This window comes from Streptomyces sp. NPDC001530, from assembly GCF_042894545.1.
In the GTDB taxonomy this organism is placed as follows: Bacteria; Actinomycetota; Actinomycetes; order Streptomycetales; family Streptomycetaceae; genus Streptomyces.
In genome coordinates this window covers 1-23,237 of record NZ_JBIAVS010000014.1, presented here as the reverse complement: position 1 = coordinate 23,237, position 23,237 = coordinate 1, and the positions used below count along the sequence as shown (strand labels likewise).

At 71.1% G+C, this 23,237-nt stretch carries 23 protein-coding genes and 2 pseudogenes; 15 read left to right on the top strand and 10 right to left on the bottom strand.

Annotation, left to right across the window (positions count from 1 at the left end; translation table 11 throughout):
• Positions 1-49 precede the first annotated feature (49 nt).
• Positions 50-244: a hypothetical protein gene (locus tag ACFY0T_RS27915; RefSeq protein WP_388876856.1), complete on the bottom strand. Its 195-nt coding sequence runs from the start codon at positions 242-244 to the stop codon at positions 50-52.
• 46 nt (positions 245-290) lie between these two features.
• Between ACFY0T_RS27915 and ACFY0T_RS27910 the strand changes: the two genes are divergently transcribed.
• Positions 291-491, top strand: a complete 201-nt coding sequence (locus ACFY0T_RS27910) for a hypothetical protein (protein ID WP_388876853.1) — start codon at positions 291-293, stop codon at positions 489-491.
• A gap of 63 nt (positions 492-554) precedes the next feature.
• Here ACFY0T_RS27910 and ACFY0T_RS27905 read toward each other — a convergent pair.
• Positions 555-662: pseudogene (locus ACFY0T_RS27905) on the bottom strand (hypothetical protein); the annotation flags it as partial.
• A gap of 191 nt (positions 663-853) precedes the next feature.
• Complete coding sequence (locus tag ACFY0T_RS27900) at positions 854-1,438, bottom strand: TetR/AcrR family transcriptional regulator (RefSeq protein ID WP_388876054.1); 585 nt, start codon at positions 1,436-1,438, stop codon at positions 854-856.
• Positions 1,439-1,666: 228 nt separating this feature from the next.
• Between ACFY0T_RS27900 and ACFY0T_RS27895 the strand changes: the two genes are divergently transcribed.
• Positions 1,667-2,314, top strand: coding sequence for a DUF2218 domain-containing protein (locus tag ACFY0T_RS27895; protein WP_388876050.1), 648 nt, complete (start codon positions 1,667-1,669; stop codon positions 2,312-2,314).
• A gap of 130 nt (positions 2,315-2,444) precedes the next feature.
• On the opposite strand, the gene ACFY0T_RS27890 is transcribed toward ACFY0T_RS27895, so the two are convergent.
• Both ACFY0T_RS27890 and ACFY0T_RS27885 read right to left on the bottom strand, forming a co-directional pair.
• Positions 2,445-3,080, bottom strand: coding sequence for a DUF305 domain-containing protein (locus ACFY0T_RS27890; protein WP_388876047.1), 636 nt, complete (start codon positions 3,078-3,080; stop codon positions 2,445-2,447).
• Positions 3,081-3,175: 95 nt separating this feature from the next.
• Positions 3,176-3,598, bottom strand: coding sequence for a DUF6153 family protein (locus ACFY0T_RS27885; RefSeq protein WP_388876045.1), 423 nt, complete (start codon positions 3,596-3,598; stop codon positions 3,176-3,178).
• Positions 3,599-3,911: 313 nt separating this feature from the next.
• Between ACFY0T_RS27885 and ACFY0T_RS27880 the strand changes: the two genes are divergently transcribed.
• The 4 genes from ACFY0T_RS27880 to ACFY0T_RS27865 all read left to right on the top strand — a co-directional run bounded on the left by ACFY0T_RS27880 (position 3,912) and on the right by ACFY0T_RS27865 (position 8,514).
• A complete protein-coding gene (locus tag ACFY0T_RS27880) occupies positions 3,912-4,382 on the top strand; it encodes a hypothetical protein (RefSeq protein WP_388876042.1) in 471 nt (156 codons plus the stop codon).
• Positions 4,383-4,476: 94 nt separating this feature from the next.
• Entirely contained in the window at positions 4,477-5,616 is a 1,140-nt protein-coding gene (locus tag ACFY0T_RS27875; protein ID WP_388876039.1) for a PLP-dependent cysteine synthase family protein, read from the top strand.
• Positions 5,613-6,899 (top strand): MDR family MFS transporter, encoded by a 1,287-nt coding sequence (locus ACFY0T_RS27870; protein ID WP_388876036.1) that lies wholly within the window; start codon positions 5,613-5,615, stop codon positions 6,897-6,899. Before ACFY0T_RS27875 ends, ACFY0T_RS27870 begins: the two co-directional genes overlap by 4 nt.
• 289 nt (positions 6,900-7,188) lie before the next feature.
• Positions 7,189-8,514, top strand: coding sequence for an RNA-guided endonuclease InsQ/TnpB family protein (locus ACFY0T_RS27865; protein WP_388876033.1), 1,326 nt, complete (start codon positions 7,189-7,191; stop codon positions 8,512-8,514).
• Between the two features lie 34 nt (positions 8,515-8,548).
• Here the strand turns inward: ACFY0T_RS27865 and ACFY0T_RS27860 are convergent, their stop codons facing one another.
• The gene (locus ACFY0T_RS27860) at positions 8,549-8,902 is read right to left on the bottom strand and encodes a hypothetical protein (RefSeq protein WP_388876030.1); all 354 of its coding nucleotides are present in this window, start codon (positions 8,900-8,902) and stop codon (positions 8,549-8,551) included.
• 107 nt (positions 8,903-9,009) lie between these two features.
• Here ACFY0T_RS27860 and ACFY0T_RS27855 point away from each other — a divergent pair, with 107 nt between their 5' ends.
• Both ACFY0T_RS27855 and ACFY0T_RS27850 read left to right on the top strand, forming a co-directional pair.
• Positions 9,010-9,675, top strand: a complete 666-nt coding sequence (locus tag ACFY0T_RS27855; RefSeq protein WP_388876027.1) for an NUDIX domain-containing protein — start codon at positions 9,010-9,012, stop codon at positions 9,673-9,675.
• Between the two features lie 71 nt (positions 9,676-9,746).
• Positions 9,747-10,733, top strand: coding sequence for an aldo/keto reductase (locus tag ACFY0T_RS27850; RefSeq protein WP_388876024.1), 987 nt, complete (start codon positions 9,747-9,749; stop codon positions 10,731-10,733).
• Between the two features lie 31 nt (positions 10,734-10,764).
• On the opposite strand, the gene ACFY0T_RS27845 is transcribed toward ACFY0T_RS27850, so the two are convergent.
• Together ACFY0T_RS27845 and ACFY0T_RS27840 are read right to left on the bottom strand one after the other, a co-directional pair.
• Positions 10,765-13,308, bottom strand: a complete 2,544-nt coding sequence (locus ACFY0T_RS27845) for a SpoIIE family protein phosphatase (protein WP_388876021.1) — start codon at positions 13,306-13,308, stop codon at positions 10,765-10,767.
• Between the two features lie 154 nt (positions 13,309-13,462).
• The gene (locus ACFY0T_RS27840; RefSeq protein WP_388876018.1) at positions 13,463-14,422 is read right to left on the bottom strand and encodes a LysR family transcriptional regulator ArgP; all 960 of its coding nucleotides are present in this window, start codon (positions 14,420-14,422) and stop codon (positions 13,463-13,465) included.
• Positions 14,423-14,488: 66 nt separating this feature from the next.
• Between ACFY0T_RS27840 and ACFY0T_RS27835 the strand changes: the two genes are divergently transcribed.
• The 4 genes and pseudogenes from ACFY0T_RS27835 to ACFY0T_RS27820 all read left to right on the top strand — a co-directional run bounded on the left by ACFY0T_RS27835 (position 14,489) and on the right by ACFY0T_RS27820 (position 17,790).
• Positions 14,489-15,100 (top strand): LysE/ArgO family amino acid transporter, encoded by a 612-nt coding sequence (locus ACFY0T_RS27835; protein ID WP_388876015.1) that lies wholly within the window; start codon positions 14,489-14,491, stop codon positions 15,098-15,100.
• A gap of 135 nt (positions 15,101-15,235) precedes the next feature.
• Positions 15,236-16,546, top strand: coding sequence for an MFS transporter (locus ACFY0T_RS27830; protein WP_388876012.1), 1,311 nt, complete (start codon positions 15,236-15,238; stop codon positions 16,544-16,546).
• A 193-nt stretch (positions 16,547-16,739) separates the two neighbouring features.
• Positions 16,740-17,228, top strand: a pseudogene (locus ACFY0T_RS27825) (methyltransferase domain-containing protein).
• Between the two features lie 193 nt (positions 17,229-17,421).
• Positions 17,422-17,790, top strand: coding sequence for a DUF6479 family protein (locus tag ACFY0T_RS27820; protein ID WP_388876804.1), 369 nt, complete (start codon positions 17,422-17,424; stop codon positions 17,788-17,790).
• Between the two features lie 55 nt (positions 17,791-17,845).
• Here ACFY0T_RS27820 and ACFY0T_RS27815 read toward each other — a convergent pair whose 3' ends face one another.
• Positions 17,846-18,787: an ATP-dependent DNA ligase gene (locus ACFY0T_RS27815; RefSeq protein ID WP_388876801.1), complete on the bottom strand. Its 942-nt coding sequence runs from the start codon at positions 18,785-18,787 to the stop codon at positions 17,846-17,848.
• A 124-nt stretch (positions 18,788-18,911) separates the two neighbouring features.
• Positions 18,912-19,805 carry a Gfo/Idh/MocA family protein gene (locus ACFY0T_RS27810; protein WP_388876009.1) on the bottom strand — a complete coding sequence of 298 codons (894 nt, stop codon included), beginning with the start codon at positions 19,803-19,805 and terminating at the stop codon, positions 18,912-18,914.
• 227 nt (positions 19,806-20,032) lie between these two features.
• Here ACFY0T_RS27810 and ACFY0T_RS27805 point away from each other — a divergent pair, with 227 nt between their 5' ends.
• The 3 genes from ACFY0T_RS27805 to ACFY0T_RS27795 all read left to right on the top strand — a co-directional run bounded on the left by ACFY0T_RS27805 (position 20,033) and on the right by ACFY0T_RS27795 (position 23,123).
• Positions 20,033-20,821: a PIG-L deacetylase family protein gene (locus ACFY0T_RS27805; protein ID WP_388876007.1), complete on the top strand. Its 789-nt coding sequence runs from the start codon at positions 20,033-20,035 to the stop codon at positions 20,819-20,821.
• 59 nt (positions 20,822-20,880) lie between these two features.
• Positions 20,881-21,561: a class I SAM-dependent methyltransferase gene (locus ACFY0T_RS27800; RefSeq protein WP_388876005.1), complete on the top strand. Its 681-nt coding sequence runs from the start codon at positions 20,881-20,883 to the stop codon at positions 21,559-21,561.
• A 134-nt stretch (positions 21,562-21,695) separates the two neighbouring features.
• The gene (locus ACFY0T_RS27795; protein WP_388876002.1) at positions 21,696-23,123 is read left to right on the top strand and encodes a M1 family metallopeptidase; all 1,428 of its coding nucleotides are present in this window, start codon (positions 21,696-21,698) and stop codon (positions 23,121-23,123) included.
• The last annotated feature ends 114 nt before the right edge of the window (positions 23,124-23,237 follow it).

The following is a 23,237-nucleotide window of genomic DNA, read 5'->3' as shown; positions in this document are numbered from 1 at the left end:
CCGATGCCGGTGGCGCGGCCGCTGTGGACCGGCGAACGGCTCGTTCTTCTCACGGCCGGGTGCCGCCCGGAGCGTAGTAGCTCAGGAATATGTCGACGCCGCCGGCGATCAAACGGTCGGCGGGGCCGTCGTCGATGTCGGCGCCGTACGCGCTGAAGACCATGTGTGGACAGAGCAGCAGCGAGTAGAGCTGCGGGATGGCCACGTCGAGGTCGGTGATGTCGAGTCGGCCCCGTTCGACCAACTCCCTGAGTGCCCCCCATGGCGGGGTGGTGGCGCTTGGTACCGCCGTGGCGCCAGACCTCGCCGAGTTCGGGGAAGCGGTGCAGCTCCCGGGCGACGACGTTGCGCAGCGCGAGGACGTCCGGGTTGCCGCGGATGCCGTCCACCCGGGCGCGGGCCGCGGCGACCAGGGCTTCGCGGAGGTCGTCCGCGTCGGCGAGGTGGTCGATGGCGGTCACCAGGGTGCCGCCGAGCGGTGCGTCGAGTGAGTCCTTGGTGACGGCGATGAACAGGGCCTCCTTGCTGCCGAAGTGGTTGTAGACGGTCACCTTGGACACGCCCGCCTCGGCGGCGATGAGGTCCACGCTGACGTCGAAGCCCTCGCGCAGGAAGAGCCCCCGGGGGGTGGCCGTCCTGTCCACCGTCGCAGCCGCGGGCATCGAGCACGGCGCCGTCGACGGCTTCACGGACGCGTTCATGCTCGGCGCGGTCGCGGCCGCCGTTGCGGCCGGGGCCGCCCTGCTTCTCGTATCGTCCGGGAAGCCGTCGGATGACCGGGGGTCCGCATGTGCACTGAAGACGCCTGACCGCACCGCCGGCGAAGGGGCGCGGGCGGGCGGATACGCCCGGCTCAAGAAGCCTCGTCTGGACGCATCCCGGCGAGGGTGACGCTCACGAGACGGCGAACCGCCGCCTTGGAGGGCAGATTGCCGGCCGCGGTGAGGGCGTGGAGGCAGTATGTGGCGAGCTCGCCGGGGGCGATGTCGTCGCGCAGGTCGCCGGTGCGTACTCCCTCGGCCACCAAGTCCCGGACCATGCCGTGGAGTTGCCGCTGCGCCTCGGTGACGTGCTGATCTCGGTGCAGGAACGCCGAGAGATCGGTGTCATGGTGCCCGCGGGACTCGTGGGAGATGAGGGCGAATGCCTCCAGCACGGCCTTGAGCCGTTCACCGGGGCCGTCCGCCCGGTCCCGGGCTTCGGCGAGGAGGTCGAGGTGGCCGCCGACCTGCCGCTCGTGCCAGGCGAGCAGGATCGCTTCGACGTCCGGAAAGTACTTGTACAGCGTCGCCCGGCCGATGCCGGACTCCTTGGCGATCCGGGACATCGTCACCGACGCCAGTCCGTGCTCGGCGACCAGCGCCGCGGTGGTGTCCATGACCGCGGTGCGCACCGCCGCCCGGTGCGCGTCGATCGTCTCGGTCCACAGTTTCGGCACCTCCTCAGTGTACGGCCCGACGACGTCGAGACGGATTGGATTGACAGCGACAGAGTGTATTGATAAATCTGAAGTCGGCACGGGAATCCGGATCGTCGTGGCCAGGGAAGGAGGCGAGCATGGCTGACCCGCCCCCTCGCCCTCGGCACGATCCCGAGCCCCTGCGAACGCCCGAGGCTCCGGATGCCAGGGACCTCGCCTCGCTGCCCGTGCACAGAAAGGAAGGTCATGCCGACCACCGAAGCCCGTGTCGAGACCGAGCGCCCGAGCCGGTATCTCGTCCAGCTCTGCAAACACTTCGACAACAAGGGGCGGCACCTGGCCCATCGGCCGCGCGGCCACGGCGGCGGGGACGAGCGGGAGCTTCGCGAGATGCGGGCAGCGGCGGCCGAGGCTCAGGTCGAATGGTCCGAGACCAGGGGAACCGTTCGTCTTCCCTGGGGCCGGTGCGAGATGCGGGCCGACCCGGGCGCGCTGACGGTGAACGTCGAAGCCGCGGACGAGCGGAACCTGCGGCGGCTCCAAGATCTCGTCGCCGGGCATGTGGAGAGGTTCGGCAGACGCGAGGGTCTGACGGTGACGTGGCACGGCCCCGAGGCGGCGACGGAACCGCCCGGCGAAGCCGTCGGCGTGGTTCCGGCACCGCGAGGGGCAGCCCTACGACGCCGCCGGCACGGGAGGACCGCGGCCCTCGCGGTGGCGGGCGTGCTCGCCGTCGCCGTACACCTCGGGTTGGGCGGAATCCTTCTGGCGAACTGGCGCTGGACGGGGTGGGCCGTGGGCGTCGTCCTGGCGGTCGTGCTGCTGAAGGCCGCCGTCCTGACCGGCCTGGGCCGCTTCGTCATACGTCGCAACAAGATCTCCAAGGCCCGCTGACGCCTTCGCCTCGCGCACAGGCCTGACGAAGCCGCTCGGCACGGCAACGGCGATGGATGGCGGATACCCAGGGGGTGGGCGCGTGCGCCCGGGCTCCCGAGGGGACCTGGGCGCACGCTCGTGCTGTGGATCAGAGCCGGTCGAGAATGCTCTGGAACTGCTCGACCTCCGCGGACTGGCCCGTGACGATGCCGGCGGCCATCTTCTTGGCGTCGGTGTCCTTGCCGGCCTTCTGCTCGTTCCTGGCCATGCTGATCGCACCGTTGTGGTGGTCGATCATCATCTGGGCGAACATCTTGTCGAACTCCGTGCCCTTCATGGCCTTGAGTTCCTTCATGTCCTTGTCCGACATCATGCCGCCGCCGCCCATGTCCATCCCGGGCATGGAGTCCGTCGTGGTCGGCCTGCCCCAGGACTTCAGCCAGCCCGTCATGGTGGTGATCTCGGGGTCCTGGGCCTTCTCGATCGTGCCGGCCAGGTCCTTGATCTCCGCGTCGGAGGCGCGGCTGTCGGCCAGCTGGGCCATCTCCACGGCCTGCTGGTGGTGCGGGATCATCATCTGCGCGAAGGTGACGTCCGCGTCGTTGAAGCCCGCGGCCTCGACGGTGGCCGTCGCCGAGTTCTTGCCGCTGCCGTGGTCCATGCCGCTCATGTCGTGGTCGCTGTCGCTGCAGGCGGACAGCAGCAGGGATCCGGCGGCTAGGACGCCCACCGCCGCGATGCGGCGGGCGGACCTGCGGCGCAGGGCGCGCGTGAAGGTGGTCATGGTCAATTCACCTCGTGTGTTGGCTCTTTGGCTGTTTTGGCGTACGCGTCGTCGCGGGACCGCGCAGGAGAGCGCGCCCGCGAGGGCGGTTCGGCCTAAAGCCGCAGGACCGACAGCTGGGTGAGATCGGGGCCGCGGGGCGGAGGGTTGGGCCGCAGCGTGACCGGGGCGTCGGCGAGGAGGCCGGCCAGCCAGTCGGGACGGCGTGCGAACGCCATCCGCACGAGCGCGGCGAGCACCCACGCGGCGACCAGCACCGCCATGCACAGCGAGAGCATGTCCATCGCCATGGCGGGCTCGTGCGGGGACGACGTGTGCGTGGGATCCGTCGCATGACCCTGCGCCCGGGGAGCCGGGGCCTCCATGGGGTCGTGCGCCGCGGACGGCGTGTACGCCGTCGACGCATGAGATCCGGCGCTCATCCCGGAGCCGGAGGACCCGTCGGGGTGTCCCACGGTGTGCATGACGAACACGCCCAGCGCGAGCGCCACGACGAGCAGCAGGTGCCCGAGGGCCACTCCTGTTCGTACCTTTCGCCTCACGCGCACCCTGGGGTCTCCACCTGTGATCGTTCCGGACCTTGCCCTCCGACAGTACCGAAGGCGGGCGGCCGCGCGTCGGCCGGGCGCCAAGGAACGCCCCCGGAAGGCCAGTCGGGCACGGCAGGCCAACTCGTGGCCGGCCTCGTCGTCGGCGGCGCGGACGGTCTTCGCGATGGACGTCCGTGCCAGGTCAGTCGGCATCGAGCGTCTTCCACCGAAGGATCGACGAGCTTACCCCAAAAGAGGATGAACAAGGCCGTATCGTGATGTTCCCCTTACGATCGGTCACATGCCGCAGGAACCGGCCGGCTGCGTGCTGCCGCGCAAGCCGGCCCTCGCTCTCCTCGTGGGCCTGGCTCTGTTGCTCATGGCCCACGTCATGGCGTGTGCCGCGCATGCGGCCGAGAGCCACCTCCACCCCGCGGCGGCCGCGTCCTCGACGCATGCGGAGTCCGGCGCCGACGTTGCCGACGTACCGCGGTGGGTCTCCGACGTGTCGGACTGCTCGACGAGCGGCGATGCCGACGGACACCCGGGGCACGACGTCTCCTGCTGTGACCCGGCCGACTGGCCCGCGAACCTGCGCGCGCCGGCAGGGGCCCTGCTCCTGGCCCTGTCGCTGCTCGCCCTCCTCGCGCTCCGGCGCCGCGCGGCGGACCCGGCGACGTCCTGCGGGCCACCGGGACCAGGAGAAACCGTCGGCGCACTGTCCCCCGGCGGTCCCCCACTGCTGCGCCTCGTCTGCGTCAGCCGTACGTGACGACGCCCGCCCGGCACGCCCGCCGGGCGTTCGGCACACGTTCCCGTACGGCACAGACACGCGGCCCCAGTGTGGGCCGCGGAAGGACCATGACATGAGCACAGCCCTGCGCCGGATCTCCTCGCGCGACCTCTCCTCCTTCCTCGCGGCACATGAACTCCCCGACCCGGTCGGCGCGCCGCGCCGCTCGCCCGCCGGCATGGTCGGCAACACCCCCGTCCTGTGGATCGGCGAACCCTTCAATCCCGCAGGGCGCGGCTTCTGGGCCAAGCTCGAAGGCGCCAACCCCGGGGGGATCAAGGACCGCCCGGCGCTGCACATGGTCTCCGCGGCGCGTGAGCGCGGCGATCTCATGCCGGGCGCCCCGATCATCGAGTCCACCAGCGGCACCCTCGGCCTGGGCCTGGCGCTGGCCGGGATCACCTACGGCCACCCGGTCACCCTGGTCACCGACCCCGGGCTGGAGCCACTGATGGTGCACCAGCTCCGCGCCCTCGGCGCACACATGGACGTCGTCACCGAGCCCCACCCGGCGGGAGGCTGGCAGCGGTCCCGCAGACAACGGGTCGGCGAACTGCTCGCCCGTACGCCATCGGCCTGGTGCCCCGATCAGTACAACAACCCCGACAACGTCGCCGCGTACGCCTCGCTCGCCCTCGAACTCACGGTCCAGCTCGGCCGGATCGACGTCCTCGTGGCGGCGGTCGGCACCGGCGGACACTCGGCGGGGATCGCCCGCACCCTGCGCACCTTCCATCCGGCCCTCAAACTCGTCGGTGTCGACTCGGTGAACTCGACCGTCTTCGGCCAGCCCGCGGGCCCGCGCCTGATGCGTGGCCTCGGCAGCAGCATCCATCCGGGCAACGTCGACCACGCGGCCTTCGACGAGGTCCACTGGGTCGCCCCCGGGGAGGCGGTGTGGACCTGCCGCGAGCTGGCCCGCGGCCACTACGCCAGTGGCGGATGGAGTGTCGGCGCGGTCGCGCTGGTGGCGAACTGGCTGGCCCGTACGGAGCCCGCGCGCACGCGTATCGCGGCGATCTTCCCCGACGGCGTGCACCGCTACTGGAACACGGTCTACAGCGACGACTACTGCCGTACCCACGACCTCCTCCACCGCCTGCCGGCCGCCGAGCCGGACGAGATCGCGCACCCCGGCGAGCGCACCGTCGGGCGCTGGACCCGCTGCGTCGGCGTCACCGCGCGCGTCGAGGCGGAAGGGGCGGCGCGATGAGGTCACTCACCGAGCAGTTCCGTTCCTTCAGCGGATGCGTCCGGCTGTTGATGGTGCAGCAGTTCACCATCAACACCGCCTTCTACATGCTGATGCCCTATCTCGCCGTTCATCTCGCGGACGGACTGGGCATGGCCGCCTGGGCGGTCGGCCTGGTGCTGGGAGTACGCAACTTCACCCAGCAGGGGATGTTCCTGGTCGGTGGCACGCTCGCCGACCGCCTCGGCTACAAGCCCGTGATCATGGCCGGGTGCGTGCTCCGTACCGTCGGATTCGGCCTGCTCGGCTACGTCGACTCGCTGCCGGCCCTCGTCGCGGCGTCGGCGGCGACGGGGTTCGCCGGAGCCCTGTTCAACCCGGCGGTCCGCGCCTTTCTCGCGGGGGAGGCGGGGGAGCGGAGAGTGGAGGCGTTCGCGGCGTTCAACGTCTTCTATCAGGCCGGGATGTTCGTCGGCCCGCTGGTCGGACTCGTCCTGCTGTCCGCCGACTTCGCACTGGTCTGCTCCGTGGCGGCGGTGCTGTTCCTCGCCCTGACGGTCATTCAGTTCCGCATGCTGCCCGATCGCAAGGGCACCCCGTCGAACGAACCCGGCGGAGTACTGGCCGACTGGCGCACCGTGGTCCGCAACCGTCCCTTCCTGCTCTTCTCCGCCGCCATGATCGGCTCGTACGTCCTGTCCTTCCAGGTCTACCTCGCCCTGCCACTGGAGGCCCACCGCGTGGCCCCGGACAGCGGTGACGCGGTGACCACGGCCCTGTTCGCGGTCTCCGCCGGGGTGGCCGTGGCCGGGCAGGTGAGGATCACGGCGTGGGCCCGGGTCCGGTGGACCTCGCGGCGCGCCGTCGTCCACGGCATCGCGCTCATGGGCGGGGCCTTCGTGCCGCTGCTCGCCGACACCCAAACGGTGAGCGGTGATACCGATGCCATCGGTTGGTTGACGGCTCTGGCCCCCCTGTTCACGACGGTCACCCTGCTCGGGCTGGGCACGGCCGTGGTCTACCCGTTCGAGATGGACACCGTCGTCTCGCTCGCGGGCGGACGCCTGATCGCCACCCACTACGGCCTGTACAACACCGTCTCCGGACTCGGCATCACCCTGGGGAACCTGGCCACGGGCGCCGTCTGGGACGCCGCCCAGCGCAGAGGACACCCGGAGTTGGTCTGGTGGGTGCTCACGGCGACGGGCGCACTCTGCGCCGGGTGTGTCGGCCTGCTGTCTCGCTCGGGCCGCCTCACGAGTCGGCCCGAGCCGGAACTCACCAGGGCGGCATCAGCGAGGTGATCGCCGCACTTACCGGCACCGGCCTGGGCGTGCAGTGTCTGGATGAGTACGCCGGGGATGCCGCAACACCGACAGCCCACACCTGCTCGCCGAACGATCACGGCGGAGCTGTACCTCGGCCAAGCCGACCGGGACCTCTCCATGCCCCCCGGGCAGATGAACGCTTCGACAAGGCCCTCACCACGGCAAACCAAGTGGACATGCAGGTTATCGGCGACGTGACGACCAAGTCGTACGTCGGGATTCGGATTCCATCGTGGCGACATGGACCAAACGGTAAAGTGATCGCGTGACCACGGAACGTGCAGGGGAGAGGCGGCAGTTCGGGCATCGCGCCCGGCTTGCACTGACCCCTGCGCAGGTCCGGGGCATTGACGACCAGGCGCACGCGGCCCGCACCATGTGGAACCTGCTGCACGACTGGTGGACGATGCTGCCGAAGGACAAGCGTTCCCTGGCCGCCGCCGACGCGGCGATCCGGCAGGCACGCAAGGACCTCGACTGGCTCGCTGTCCTTCCCGCGCAGGCAGCACAGGCGGTCCTGAAGACGTACTTCCAGGCGTGGAAGAACTGCTGGGACTCCCGCGCCTACGCGCCGAACTTCAAGTCCCGCATCCGCTGCGTGATGAGCGTGGACATCCCGCAGGGCCGGGACCTGAACATCGTCCGCGTGCACCGCCGTTGGGGCATGGCCACCATTCCCAAGGTGGGCCGGGTCCGCTTCCGCTGGACGAAAGACCTGCCAGTGGGCAAGCGGGCCAACAAGGAGAACCGGATCACCGGCGCACGGCTGGTCAAGGACGCGCTGGGCTGGCACATCGGCTTCCGCGTCCAGACCCTCGAACCCACGCCCGAGCCCCACCAGGGGACCGAGGTCGGCATCGACGCCGGGGTGAACCTGCCCCTGGCCCTCTCCGACGGCAACCACTTCGACCACGGCCGGCCCGCCCGCCTCCCGGACGCAACCGCCGACCGCGACAAGTGGCTCAACGCCGACGAGAAGGCCAAACTCCTGCGCCTGGAGCAGCGGGCCGCGCACCGCAAGAGTTTCCGCAAGCCGGGCGAGCGCACCTCGAACCGTCTGCGGCGCACCTACGACCAGATCAGGCAGCTCCGTGCAACAGCCACGCGCCGAGCCGTTGACTGGCAGCACAAGACCACGACCGAGATCGCCGACCAGTACGGCACGGTCGTGGTCGAACAGCTCACCATCACGAACATGGTCAAGTCTGCCCGGGGCACCGTCGCAGAGCCGGGCAAGAACGTCGCGCAGAAAGCCGGGCTGAACCGCTCCATCGCCCAGGAGGCGTGGGGCCGCACGGTCACGATGCTGACGTACAAGCTTGCCCGGCGCGGCGGGACTCTCGTCAAGGTCCCTGCGCCCGGGACCTCCCTGCGTTGCTCGGCCTGTGGCTTCACCACGCCGGGCAGCCGGGAGGACCAGGCCACGTTCGTCTGCAAGAACACCGACTGCGGCTTCGAGGCACATGCCGACTGGAACGCGGCCCGGAACATCTTGCACCTGTACCGGATCGGCCACGTGGTGGCGGTCCCGGCTGCCGGGAGGTGCAGTCGTCAGGCGCGGAAACGCGTCAAGCCCGCCACTGCAAGGTAGGTGGGAATCTCCCGGCTTCAGCCGGCAGAGCACTTCAAGTGTTGTCCGCCCGCGACATGCGGAGAGCGAGGTCCTGGAGCAGGTCGGCCGTCTTGATGTCGGTCCGTCCGGAGTCGTGGACGTCGGCGAGTTCGGAGAACAGGAACGCGAAGGCGCCCACAAGGGAGATGGTGGCGGGCAGATAGGCGTCCGCGACGGCCTGGCCGGCCTCCGCGGGTCCCGCGTCGGCGGGCACCTCGACCCGGGGGAACACCTCGGTGACGAGCGCGCCCAGCTGGGTCTCGGTCGATTCGACCTCGGCGTCCTCGTCCTGGGCGATCCTGCGCACCATCGCGTTGGTCTCGGTAAGGACGCCGATGGCGCGCAGGATGATCTCCGTCTGTTCCATGCGGTGAGCCTAGACGGGCGAAGCCCCGCTGTGGCCTCCGTATTCGGTTCGGGATGGTAGACAGTGGTCATGAACGACTCCTCCCGCTCCCGCCCGGGCGGCGCACGATGACCGCGGGCATCGACACCCCGGACCGCCGGGGTCGCACCGGACTCGACCGCGTCGGCCGCGACCTGACCGGCAACCCCCGGGTCAAGGTCCGCGATGTGAAACTCCTGTCCTGCCACTGGTACGTGGAGCGCACCACCACCTTCGACTTCCAGCACGCCGACGGCAGCTGGAGCAGCCAGGAGCGCGAGACGCACGACCGCGGCAACGGAGCGACCCTCCTCCTGTACGACGCCGAGCGCGAAACCGTGCTGCTGACCAGGCAGTTCCGCTACCCGGTGTACGTCAACGGGCACCCCGACGGCATGCTCGTCGAGACACCGGGCGGACTGCTCGACGAGGAGGACGAGCATCCCGAGGTCGCCGTGCGGCGCGAGGTCATCGAGGAGACCGGGCACACCGTCGGCGAGGTCGAGCACGTGTTCGACGTCTACATGAGCCCCGGCTCGGTCACCGAGCGGGTGAGTTTCTACGCCGCCTCGTACGGCCCCGCCACGCGTACCCACGAGGGCGGCGGCCTGGACGAGGAGGGCGAGGACATCGAGATCGTCGAACTGCCCTTCCGCCGCGCCCTGGAGATGATCCGCACCGGGGAGATCGCCGACGCGAAGACGATCATGCTGCTGCAGTGGGCGGCTCTGGAAGGACCGTTCAAGAAGGCTTGACTTGAAGAGCGCTTCAAGTTCCAGACTCCCGTTCAGGCCCGGGGATTTCGGGCCCGAACGGGAGGGACACCATGAAGTACCGCACGATCGGCACCGATCCGAAGACCCGTCGTGAGGTGAGCGTGCTCGCGCTCGGCGCGATGCTGTTCGGCTCGCGGACGGACGAGAAGACCTCCTTCGCCGTACTCGACCGCTATGTCGAGGCCGGCGGGAACTTCATCGACACGTCCGACAACTACGCCTTCTGGACCGACGACAGCCAGGGCGGGCAGAGCGAGGCGCTGCTCGGGCGCTGGCGGCGCAGCCGCGGCATCGGCGACGAGATCGTCATCGCGACCAAGCTGGGCGCGCGCCCCCTGGCCCCCGGCACCAGCTATGTCGACAACCCTGAGGGTCTGTCCGCCAAGGTGATCCGCGAGTCGTCCGAGCGCAGCCGGGAACGACTTGGTGTGGAGAAGATCGATCTGCTGTACGCGCACATCGAGGACCGCGCCGTCGCACCGATGGAGACGGTGGAGGCGTTCGGCGAACTCGTCGCCGAGGGCAGTGTCGGGCTGCTCGGGGTGAGCAACCACGCCATCTGGCGGGTGGAGCGGGCCCGGGCCCTGGCTGCGGCGGCGGGGCTGCCCGGCTACGAGGTCCTGCAGTACCACCACAGCCTTCTGCGGCCCCGCGCCGATGTGCCCAGCGGGCTCTTCCCGGAGGGCAGCCTGGGTGCGGCGACCGGGGAACTGCTCAGCTATCTGCGGGCCGAGCCCGCCCTGACCCTGGTCGCCTACTCGCCGCTGCTGACCGGCGCGTACGTACGGCAGGACAAGCCGCTGCCGGCCGACTACGACCACCCGGGAACGCCGGCCCGGCTCGCCGTGCTGCGGGACGTGGCGAAGGAGACGGGGGCGAGCCCCAACCAGGTGGTGCTGGCCTGGCAGATCGGTGCGGAGCTGCCGGTTATCCCGCTGGCCGGGGCGTCCTCCGTGGCGCAGCTGGAGGAGAACCTGGCCGCGGTGGAGCTGGAACTGACGCCGGACCAGCGGGCGCGGCTCGATGCGGCGCACTGAGGGGGCTCGGGCGCGGGGCGGTCCCGGACGACTAGAGGCCGGTTTCGCCCGGGGACCGGCGGGTCGTGAGGAGGAGCGCGATGTCGTCGGGGCGCTCGGTGGCCTGCCGGGCCTCCGCGGTGAGCAGGTCGGCCGCGCGGGACAAGGAGGGGCCGCCCGGCCTGCCGTGCGGGGTGCCCGCGCGGGCCAGCGTCGCGCGGACCGTTTCGACACCCTCGTCGAAGTCGGTGCCGGGGCGCTCGACCAGGCCGTCCGTGTAGAGGGCCAGCACGGCGTCGGGTTCCAGCAGCAGGTTCGTCACCGGGTACCGGGCCTCGGGGTCCACCCCGAGCACCACGCCGCCGGGCAGGTCCAGGACCTCGGTGCGGCCGTCGGGATGGCGCAGCAGGGGCTGCGGATGCCCGGCCCGGGCGGCTCGGGTGACGCCCGTGACCGGGTCCACCCTGACGTAGCAGCAACTCGCGAACTGGCCGGGGTCGAGGTCGATGAGCAGCCGGTTGGTGCCGCTCATCACCTCGTCCGGGGAGCGGTCCCCGAGCGCGAATGCCCGTACCGCGCTGCGCAGTTGGCCCATGGTGGCGGCCGCCTGGACACCGTGCCCCTGCACGTCGCCGATCACCAGGGCGAGTCCGTCGCCGGCCTCGACGACGTCGTACCAGTCGCCGCCCACGTCCATGCCCAGCGTGCCGGGCAGATACCGCCCGGCCGTCTTGATCAAGGGGTGCGCCGACAGGCGGTGCGGCAGCAGGGCCTCCTGAAGCCCGCGCGCGAGGGCGGCCTCGTTGTCGTAGCGCCGGGCCCGCTCCAGGGCCTGCGCGATCAGTCCGGCCAGCGCTGTCAGCACCGTACGCTCCTCGGTGCTGAAGGTGTGCGGACGGTCGAAGCCCAGGATGCAGGAGCCGACCGGCCGCCCCGAGGCGATCAGCGGCAGGAAGGCCCGGGACCCCTCGTTGGCGTCCAGCGGGATGCCCGGATAGGCGGCCGCCAGCTGCTGCATCGACTCGAAGAAGAGCGGGCGGCCAGTGGTGAGCGCCTCGACCCCGGGCAGCTTGGCGTCCAGACCCACCCCGTCGAAGGGGGCGAGGAATCCGTGGGGGAATCCGGTCTCCCAGGCGAGGTACAGGCGCCGGTCCTGGAGCAGATAGATGGCGAGGCGGCGTCCGCCGAACGCGGGTAGCAGCTCCCGCATCACCACCTCGGACACCTGGCGGGCGGTCATGGCCTCGGTCAGCGCGATGGCGAGGACGATGGGCCGGTACAGCGGCGCCGTCGTCGGGACGCCGGTCTCGGGGTCGTCGACATCGGTCTGTCCGGCCTCCGTCATCCGCGCGTCGAACGGGGCGGCCTCAGTGGTGTCCGCGACCCGCCCCATCGGCACGATCTTGCACGTCAGGATGGCGGGGCCGGGGTAGAGGGACAGCGTCAGCCAGGTGCCTCCTCTGCGCCCCAAGGGCACCTCGCTGCCGTCTCCTCGCGGGCGTCTGACCTGGCATTGCACCGGATCCTGCGACATCAGCGCCCCGCGCAGATGATCCTCGTACGTCGGCCGGTCCATCCAGGGCACCGCCTCCCAGAGGGGTCGCCCCAGCAGCTCCGTCCGCGGCCGGCCGAGCAGCTCGGCGGCGGGCGGGTTCACATACGTGATCAGGCCGAGCCGGTCGAGTGCGAACACGCCCTCCGGGAGCAGATCGGCCGCTTCGTCGGCCGCCGGTCCCGGGCCGGGATCGACGACCACGCCGCTCACGCGGTAGGGCGGGATGGGCGCCGCACCGGAGGTCCACAGCTCCAGCAGTCGCAGTCTGCCGTCCGCGGTACGCACCGGCAGCGGGTGGGGCGGCGGCCGCCCGGCGGCCGTCTCGCGCAGCGCGGCCAGCAGCAGGCGGGGATCGTCGTGGGCGACCGCGTAGGCCAGTGCCTCCGGCGTTCCGGCGAAGCCCTCGCGACTGGTGCCGAGCAGGGCCCACAAGGCGTCGTCCGCGATGACCGTGCCATCGGCGGGATCCCAGGTGAACCCCCCGACACGCCGCGAGGAGGGACCGTTGGCCGGTGGCAGCATGCACATCGGCTCCCCGTCCCACAGGACGCCCGTCCCGTCCTTGTCCAGCGCGGCCAGAGCGGCACCCAGCTCCTCCGCCACCGCCGTCATCCGGTCGCGGTCCGGCAGTACCTCGGTGGCGTCCGAGGCCGGGGGCCGCAGCACGGTCAGAACGCCGAACGGCGCCGAGGCCCCCACGACCGGGACATACAGCGAACCGAACTGGAACGGCAGCCCGGCGGCGAGCTGCGGATAGCGGCGCATCGTCTCCGCGGGGTCGGCCAGCAGCACCTCCACGCCGAGCCGATAGGCGTCGGCGACGGGGAACGGCCGGTCCACATGCATACGCCACCAGGGACGGAACAGCTGGCCCGGCAGACCCGCGAGCACGGCCAGCCTCAGCAGTCCGGGCGTGCCCGAGCGCAGATAGACGCCCGCCGCGAAGCCGCGGGCCGCCTGGATCGCGTCCGCCACGGCGGCGCTGAGCAGGGAGGCCAGGCTTTCCAGCGCCTGGTCCTCACGCTCGGCGCTCCCAGTCATCGGTCTGCCCTCGTCCGCCCGCCGCCAGGGGGGTAACACAGCAAGAATGCGCCCCCGAGGCCCCTGACCGCACCTTTACGTCCTCCGCGATACGCGGTTGCGCTGCTGATTTTCGTGGCCGCGCTCAAACTGTGCCCAGCGCGAAGATACCGGGTCACACGGCGTTCGGGAGCCGCTCGGCAGCGAGTGATTCAGGAAGCCGGCCCGCGGCGAGCGTCTCGGCGGCGACGGCCGCCACGGCCTCGGCCACCGCCGCGAGCGCGGGGGAGTCGAGTTTCCACTGCTGCCAGAACAGCGGAACGTCGACGACCCGGTCCGGCGCGAGGTTGACCAACCGCCCGGCGCGCAGCAGTGGTTCGGCCTGCACCTCGGGCACCATGCCCCAGCCCAGACCAGCCGCTACGGCCTCCACGAACCCCTCCGACGTGGGCATGAAGTGCCGCAGCGAACTCGCGCCGCCGCCACCGCGCAGCGCGCGGACGAACTCGTCCTGGAGGCCGTCGTTGCGGTCGAAGACCACCAGCGGCGCGTCGCCGATCACCTCACGCAACGGCGTCTGGGGCGATCGGCCGCCGAGCCGTCGCGCCGCGAATCCGGGACTTGCGACCGGCAGATAGCGCATCCGGCCGAGGGCGCGGACCGAGCAGCCCGTCACGGCGTCCGGCGACGAGGTCACGGCCGCCATGACCAGCCCCTCACGCAGCAGCGCGGCCGTGCGGTCCTGGTCCTCGCGGCGCAGCTCGAAGCTGAGCCGCAGCTCCTCCGGTACGCGGGTGAGCGCCGGGAGGAACCACGTGGCCAGGGAGTCGGAGTTCACGGCGATCGACAGCCGTGTCGGCTCCCCGGAACCGGTCATGCCGAGCTCGGCGTGCGCATCGCGCTCCAGCCGGGCCAGCTGGCGTGCGAAGCGCACCACGACCTCGCCGGACTCGGTCGGCCGCACCGGTTTCGTCCGCATCAGCAGGACCCGGCCGGTGCGCTGTTCGAGCGCCTTGACCCGTTGGCTGACCGCCGACGGCGTCACATGGAGGGCGGCCGCCGCCGCGTCGAACGTGCCCTCGTCGACCACCGCGAGGAGGGTGCGCACCTGGTCGAGGGGAAGCTCCGTCATCACAAGCGCTAATGATACATAAGAATCTTTAGCTGTACTCCGGGCGATCTGCTTTCTAGCGTCGATGTCATGACAGACGCGCTCACCACCACGGCCGCCGGATTCGGCACCGGCCTCTCCCTCATCGTCGCCATCGGCGCCCAGAACGCCTTCGTCCTGCGCCAGGGCATCCGCCGGGACGCGGTCCTCGCCGTGGTGAGCATCTGCGCACTGTCCGACGCGGCGCTCATCGCGCTGGGCGTCGGCGGTGTCGGCGCGGTGGTGGTGGCCTTTCCCGCGGCGCTCACCGCGGTCGGGCTGATCGGCGGCGGATTCCTCCTCGTGTACGGATTCCTCGCCGCGCGCAGGGTGCTGAAGCCCTCGGCCCTCCAAGCGGCGACCGTGTCGGCCGGCTCGCGGCGCCGCGCCGTGCTCACCTGCCTGGCCCTGACCTGGCTCAACCCGCACGTCTACCTCGACACCGTGTTCCTGCTCGGCTCGATCGCGGCCGACCGCGGCTCGTTGCGCTGGACCTTCGGACTGGGTGCCGCTCTGGCCAGCCTGTGCTGGTTCGTCGCGCTCGGCTTCGGCGCCCGGCTGCTCAGCCGTTTCCTGGCCCGGCCCTCGTCATGGCGTGTGCTGGACGGCCTGGTCGCCACGACGATGATCGCGATGGGCGGCATGCTGATCGCCGGAGCCTGAGCCGTCGTACGCCCGGCGGCCAGGTCCGAGCGTCGTACGCGCGGCGCACAGTCCGATCCCCGAACGACGCGTTCCGCTCCCCCTCAGCCATAGTGATCCCTGAACCGAAAGATGTATCGAGCAGCCAGGACGAGCGTGGACGCCAGCGAGAGCAGTACGGACAGCAGCCCCACCGCCCATGACGGGACACCGGGACCGGAGCAGGCGAATCGGCGCGGATGGCGCCGCTGGACGATGGACACCCGGCCGCTGCGCCGCCCCGCCTACCGCCGACTGTGGTCCTCGACGATCGTCACGGCGGTGGGCAGCCAGCTCACCGCCGTCGCGGTGCCCAAGCAGATCTACGACATCACCGGCTCCTCGGCCTGGGTCGGCTACGCGAGCCTCGCCGGCCTGCTGCCCCTCGTGGTCTTCGCGCTGTGGGGCGGCGCGATCGCCGACAGCATGGACCGGCGCAAGCTGCTCCTCATCACGAACAGCGGCATAGCCGTCACCTCGCTGCTCTTCTGGATACAGGCCGTCACCGGGCTCGACTCGGTGCTCGTCCTGATGGCGCTGCTCGCCCTCCAGCAGGCGTTCTTCGGCCTGAACTCCCCGGCCCGCAACGCCTCCATCGCCCGGCTGGTCCCCGCGGACGAACTGCCCGCGGCCAACGCGCTCGGCTCGACCGTCATGCAGACCGGGCTGGTGGCTGGGCCCCTGCTTGCCGGTGCGCTCATCCCGGTCATCGGCCTGCCCGAGCTCTATCTGATCGACGCGGTCGCCCTGTGCGTCACCGTGTGGGCGGTGGTGCGGCTGCCCGCCCTGCCGCCGCTGACGGTATCGGCGGCCAAGCGGGCGGGCTGGCGCGAGGTCGTCGCCGGCTTCCGCTACATCTCGGTGCACAAGGTGCTGTTGCTGTCCTTCCTCGCCGACATCATCGCCATGGTCTTCGGCATGCCCCGCGCCCTGTTCCCGCAACTCGCCGCACAGACCTACGCGCCCTACGGCGAAGGGCTCGCGCTCGGCCTGCTGTTCGCGGCGATCCCCATCGGCGCGGTGATCGGCGGACTGATGTCGGGCACCTTCTCCCGCGCCCGCAGACACGGCCTCATGGTCATCGTCGCGGTCGTGGCCTGGGGCGCGGCCATCACGGGGTTCGGGCTCAGCACCAGCCTGTGGGTGGCGGTGGCGTTCCTCGCCGCGGCGGGCGTCGCCGACATGGTCTCCATGGTCTTCCGCGGCGCGATCCTGCTCTCCGCCGCCACCGACGAGATGCGCGGCCGGATGCAGGGCGTTTTCACCGTGGTCGTCGTGGGCGGCCCGCGCCTCGCCGATGTCCTGCACGGCACCGCCGGCTCGCTCCTGGGAACACGCGCCGCGGTCGCGGGCGGCGGCCTGCTGGTGATCGCCGCCGTGCTGGGCCTGGCCGCCGCGACACCTGCCCTGAGGCGCTACACGATGTGACGCCGGAGCCGGCCGCGATGGTCACCCCGAGCCGGAGCCGGCCGCGATGGGCATTCCGACGCCGGAGCCGGCCGCGGTGGTCCTGGAGTGATCGCCCTGGGGGAAACACGGCCTCCCTCGGAATTTCACACGCGGAACATCACCGCCGAGAGCGCCGCGCGGCTCGCGGCGGTACTGGACGCCCAGGACGTCAATGACGGCGTACACCGCTGCGCGCTTGGGCGCACGCGGCGCTCGGCCCGGCGAACGGGCGATCGACATCGGCTCCGGCACCGGATCGCAGACCCGGAAACTGGCGGCTGCCGTGGCTCCCGAGGGCCAGGCACTCGGCATTGAGCCGAACCCCGGGCTGCGCGCCGTGGCCGGGAAGCGGGCGGCCGAGGCCGGCAGCCCCGCCCGCTGCGTGGACGGCGACGCGTTCACCCTGCCCGTGCCCGACTCCTCGGTCGACGTGTAGTGGTGCGAACGGGTGCTCCAGCACCTCCTCGAACCGGAGAAGGCCGTCGCCGAGATCGCGCGCCTGCTGCGCCCCGGCGGGCCGGTCGCCCTGCTGGACACCGACGGGGCGACCACGATCCTGCGTCCCGACTACCGTCGCGGCCCTCACCTCCGGCGCGCTGTCCGCGGCCGCGGACCCGTACTCCGGACGCAAGCCGGCCGGCTGACGGCGCCGGTCTGGTGATCGACGACCGAAGCGCAGCGCGATCGCCCTACGAGGACCTCTCGGACGCGGCCGCACAGCGCGCCCTGCACAGGTCCGTAACGATGTTCGGAGCTGTGGCACACCGTCCGGAATGAACCGGAATACAATGGACACGCCGTCGCTGACGGAGAGAGCACTCAGGTTTCCCCTGGCATTGGGGGTTCACGTGCAGATGAACACCGCGAGCTATGAACTGATCGCAGCGAACTCGACGGTGAACGCGGTCCTCGCCTTTGTCGGTGGCCTCTTCATCGCCGGCGCGCTCGTCTGGGCCGTCATCCTGGGCATCAGGGTGCGGAGCAAAGAATCGCCCCCGCCCCGTCCCGACGAGCAGCCCCACCTGCCCTCTACCGGAGCAGTCCACGAAATCCGGGAGAAGCGGGAACCCGACGAGGTACCGATCGCCGCGGACGAGAGCGAGCGGCTGATGCCGTACAACATCCACGCCCTGGGCACCAAGCACGCCGCTGACCAGCGTCGAAGGCGTTGGGTCCCCGGATCCAGCGGGTCCTTCGGCGGCGGCGGTCAAGGACTGTCGTAACCGGGCTGCGGCACGACCTGACCGCCCTGCGGGGCGGTCAGGTCATGTGTGCGCCTTAGGGCAGGTCGGCCGCGGAGTCCTCGGGGGCCAGGTCGCGGCGCAGGCGCAACCAGGACGGCTGGCGCAGCAGGCCGGCCCGGGTGCGGGTGCTGTAGCGGACCTCGCCGACCAGCCGTGGCAGGACCCAGTGCGCTCCGGCCACGCGCGGGACGCTTGCGAAAGGACAACGGTCGGTCTCGGCGGCCCGCAGCAACTGGGCGAGTTCCCACCGTTCGGCCTCGCTCCAGCCGGTGCCCACGCTCCCGACGTAGCGCAGCCGTCCCGCCTCGCGCTGGCCCACGAGAACGGCGCCGGGCAGCCCCGACAGGCGTCCCTTGCCGGGGACCCAGCCGCCGACGATGACGTCCACGGTGCGCATGTTGCGGATTTTGATCCAGGCGCGTGAGCGCACCCCGGGCTCGTACACGGAGTCCAACCGTTTGCAGATCAGCCCCTCCAGGCCGCTTTCCCGAGTCGCCCGCAGGGCCAGCTCCCCATGGCCGACGAGCGCGGTCGGCGTCGACCAGAACGGACCGCTGAGGGCGAGTCCCTCCAACTCCCGGCGCCGGCGCGTATAGCTGAGGCCCGTCAGATCGCCCCGCAGATACATGACGTCGAACAGGACGAGATGCGCGGGCGCCTCCGCCGCACGACGAGCCGCCTTGCCGGGAGACCGGGCCAGCCCCATACGGGACTGCAGGAGCTGGAAGTCGCCGCGTCCTTGCTCGTCCAGTACCAGGATTTCGCCGTCCAGGATCGCTGGGGTCGTGCCGACAACACCGCCCAGGGAACGGAGTTCGGGATACGCGGCGGTGATGTCCTCTCCCGACCGGGCACGCAGCAGCACGCTGCCGTCCCCGGGCAGGTAGACCACGGCACGCTGACCGTCATGCTTCGTCTCGTACGACCAGCGCATGTCCTGCGTGGCGGGCGGCAGGGTGCCGGGTGTGGCGAGCATGGGGGCGATCAGCGGCAGTCTCACAGCTGTGTTGTCGACACACCCTCAGGTGCCCACGCACCCCGGCCCGCCGTTTCGCCTGAACGGCGTCGCCTTCCGCGACGCTTCTCCGGCTCTCGACGCCTCAGCTCTTCAACGCCTCGGTCATGAGGGTCTGCAGATACAGCCCACGTCGGGCATCGAGCTCGCCGGACCGCCCCGACCGTACGGCGGTGGCGAACTCCCGGCGCAGCACCGGCCAGGACTCCTCGTGGTCGAGTGTGCCGCTGTCGAAGGCCAGCTCGGGGTGCGGGCCGAACAGCTCGATGCGCGTGGTGCCGTGCTCGATGTCGACCGATCCCGACAGCGAGGCCTGGCTCACGGCTCCGCCGGCATGCTCGCAGGTGAGCTCGATCCAACGGCGCGGGTCTCCGGAGCCCCGCACACGGACGACGGGACCCAGGGCCGCGTCCAGCAGATCCAGAATGTGCGGCCCGAGGTCCAGCAGAGCGCCGTGTTCCAGGCGCCACGGGGTCGCGAAGTCGCCGCCCAGGAAAGCGCCGCTCAGACAGCAGGACCGAGCGCCTACGCTGTCGAGGCCCTGGGCGGCCTTCAGGAACTGCCGGGTGACCGGGTGGTAACGGTTCGTCAGGACGAGCTGGGAGACGACGCCGGCGCTGTCGATGGCGTCCACGAGGCGCTGTGCCGAGGGCAGGTCCAGTGCGATCGGCTTCTCCAGGAGCAGGGCCTTGCCCGCCTTCGCGGCACGCGGCGCGAACTCCGCCTGCACGGCGGGCGGCACCGCGAAGGCGACCGCCTCGCAGCCGTCGAGCAGTTCCTCGAACGTCGCGGCGACTCCGGCACCGTAAGGGGCAGCCGTTTCACGGGCCGCCTCGGGGCGGCGTGCCCACACCGACGTCAGCCGCGTCTCGGGCCCGGCGGCGAGCACGCGCGCGTGCACGGCGCGCGCCCAGGGCCCCGCGCCGACTAGCCCGACCCTGACCGGTGCATGGGACCAGGTGTGCGAGGTTGCGGTCACGAGAAGTCTCCTCTGTGGGGTGCGGGTCGCCGGACGAGTGGACTGGTGGACGAGTGGACTGGTGCACGAACTTCACCACGATGGCTGGGGCCTGGGCCAGGGTGAGTGGTGTTCAGGACCAAGAGCCCTGACGCAACGGGGCAGGGCGCGCGAGAACAGGGACCGGCGCAAAGAGAAGGAAGCACGCATCTGTTCCTCGTGGCGTACCCCGCGCCATCATTCGGGTCATGAATCCCACACAGGACATAGCGGGCCCGGCGGGCGGCCCCGGTCTGCCCGTGCTGCCGGAGAACTGGCAGCGATGTCTCGCGGTGGCGGCACACCCGGACGACATCGAGTACGGGACCGCGTGCGCCGTCGCCCGGTGGACGGCCCAGGGCAAGCGGGTCACGTATCTGCTGGCGACCCGGGGAGAGGCCGGCATCGACAGCGTGCACCCCGACCGGGCGGCGCCGCTGCGCGAGGCCGAGGAGCGGGCCGGGGCCCGCCAAGTCGGCGTCGACATCGTCGAGTTCCTCGACCACCGCGACGGTGTCGTCGAGTACGGACCGGAACTGCGCCGTGACATCGTGCGCGCGATGCGCCGCCACCGGCCCGAGGTCGTGGTGTCGGGCGCGTTCACCGTGCGCATGGTCGGCGGCATCACGAACCAGGCGGATCACCGGGCGGTGGGCCTGGCCGCCCTGGACGCGGCACGCGACGCGGGCAACCGCTGGGTCTTCCCGGAACTGGCCGACGAAGGGCTGGAGCCCTGGAACGGAATCCGGAGGGTGTGCCTCGCCGGCGCCGAGCAGCCCACCCACGGCGTGGACGTCACCGGCGACCCCCTCGAACGCGGTATCGCCTCGCTCGAAGCGCACGCCGAATACACCAAGGGGCTGGGAGCCGGGGCCTTCGAGCCGCGCCCGTTCCTCACCTGGGCGACCGGAATGGGCGGTCGCGCTCTTGGCGTCGAGTCCGCGGTCCTCTTCGACGTTCACCAGCTCATCCCCGACGGGCCGCCGCCCTGGGTATGACGACACGGCCGCCCACCAACGGTCGGCTCCCGTCGGACCGAGCCCACAGGAGCCCCGAGTTGCCCGTCACCGACCAGAGCGCGTACGACGCCCGGCTCAACGCGGCCACCTGGAACCGCATCGGGCGGCCCCGCAGCGACCGCCCGAAGACGATGGAGTGGATGTTCCGGACCGCTCCCGGCCCCGGACCCGAACTCCTCGGCGCGCTGGCCGGCGCCTGCGTCGCCGAACTCGGCTGCGGGCACGGGGCCCAACTCGCGGGGCTGGCCGAGCACGGCATCGCCCGCGGCATCGGCATCGACGTCTCCCCGGTACGCATCCACCGGGCCGCCACCCATTTCTGCGACGTCGACACGCTGGAGTGGTGGCTCGGTGACGCCGTCGCGATCGCACCCCACTTGCCGCCGCTCGACGCGGCGTTCTCCAACTACGGCGCCGCCTGGTTCTCCGACCCCCACCGGTTGCTGCCCCGCATCGCCGAGCGGCTCAAACCCGGCGGGCGGCTCGTCCTGTCCTGCCTCACCCGCTCGACCGGAATGCCCGAAGGACGCCGCCGCATGCTCGTACGCACCGGCCCTGCGCAGTCGATGTGGACCGTCCGCTGGATGTACAGCGTCGCGGGATGGCTGCGCATCCTCTCCGAGTCGGGCTTTGCCACCGACTACGTCTTTCGACCCACCGACCGCGTCAACGCCTTCTGGGGGACGGTCGTGATCCAGGCTCGGCGTAACTTGGCCTGATTGAGGGGGTTGGCGGGCGAGCAGGCTCATAGGCTGAGCGCGCGTGATCACCCCAGGCCCGTGGACGACCACTACTGGCCCGCGCGTGCTCACCCATGACCCGTGAGTGATCTCCATCGACCGGAGGAGCGAACGTGACGCCACGCCCGCAGCAGGCCGCCGCCAGACGCACAACTGTCCTTCGCCGAGAAGCCGTTGTCGCGACGGTCCCCTTCGCCGTCGCGGCCCTGCTCGCCGCGGCCGGACCGGCGGCGGTCGGCACCGGGGGCTCCGCCGGTGCGGGAGACCCGTACTTCCCCCTCGCGGGCAACGGCGGTTACAACGTCCACCACTACGACCTGACCCTCGGCTACGACCCGCAGAGCCGGCACCTCGACGGCAAGGCCGTCCTCACGGCGCGGGCCACCCAGCGCCTGACCCGCTTCGACCTCGACTTCAAAGGGCTGAAGGTCACGGGCGTCACCGTCGACCACACCAAGGCGGCCTTCCGCCGCGACGGACAGGAACTCGTGGTCACCCCACGCGACGCCCTCTGCAAGGGCCAGGAGTTCCGCGTCACCGTCACCTACTCCGGCACACCCAAACCGGTCACCGATCCCGACGGCTCCCTCGACGGCTGGATTCCCACCGACGACGGGGCGTTCGTGGCCGGCGAACCGCAGGGCGCCATGACCTGGTTCCCCGCCAACAACCACCCCAAGGACAAGGCGTCGTACGACTTCACGCTCACCGTCCCCCAGGGGCGCACCGCCGTCGCCAACGGCGTCTTCCTCGGGCAGCGGACTGCCCACGGCCGCACCACCTTCCGCTGGCGGCAGGCCGAACCGATGGCGGCCTACCTCGCCACGGCGACCGTCGGGAAGTTCAAGGTCGAGCAGTTCACCACCCCCGACGGCCTCAAGGTCTACAACGCCGTCGATCCGCGCGAGGCGGCCGCCGCCGCGCCCGTCCTCAAGAAGCTGCCGTCGGTACTGGCCTGGGAGAGCAAGGTCTTCGGTCCCTACCCGTTCCGTGCCGCCGGGTCCATCGTCGACCGGGCACCACAGGTCGGATACGCGCTGGAGACCCAGACCCGGCCCGTCTACGACTCGGCGCCCGACCTGAGCACCCTTGTCCACGAAAGCGCCCACCAGTGGTTCGGGGACTCCGTCACCCTCACCACCTGGAAGGACATCTGGCTCAACGAAGGCTTCGCGACGTATGCCGAGTGGCTCTATGCCGAGCAGCACGGTGGCGAGAGCGCGCAGAAGACGTTCGACGCCCTGTACGCCAGTCCGGCGAGCAGCGACCTGTGGGCGTTCCCGCCGGCCGACCCCGGCAGCGGGGCGCACATCTTCGACACGCCCGTCTACTCGCGCGGTGCCATGGCTCTGCACAAACTCCGTACGGCCGTGGGTGACCCGGTGTTCTTCCGCATCCTGCGCGCCTGGGCCGCCGACCACCGTGACCGCCACGGGACCACGACCCAGTTCATCCGCCTCTCCGAACGGGAGTCCGGGCAAGACCTCGACGCCCTGTTCGACACGTGGCTCAACACACCAGGCAAGCCGTCCTCACCGTGAGGTTTTTCGCCCCCTCCGCCCCTACCCGTCCCGTCCCTGGGGGCTGCGCCCCCAGACCCCCCCGAAAATACTACCCCCGGTCCCCCCCCCCCCGGTTTTGGGGGGGGGGGCCAG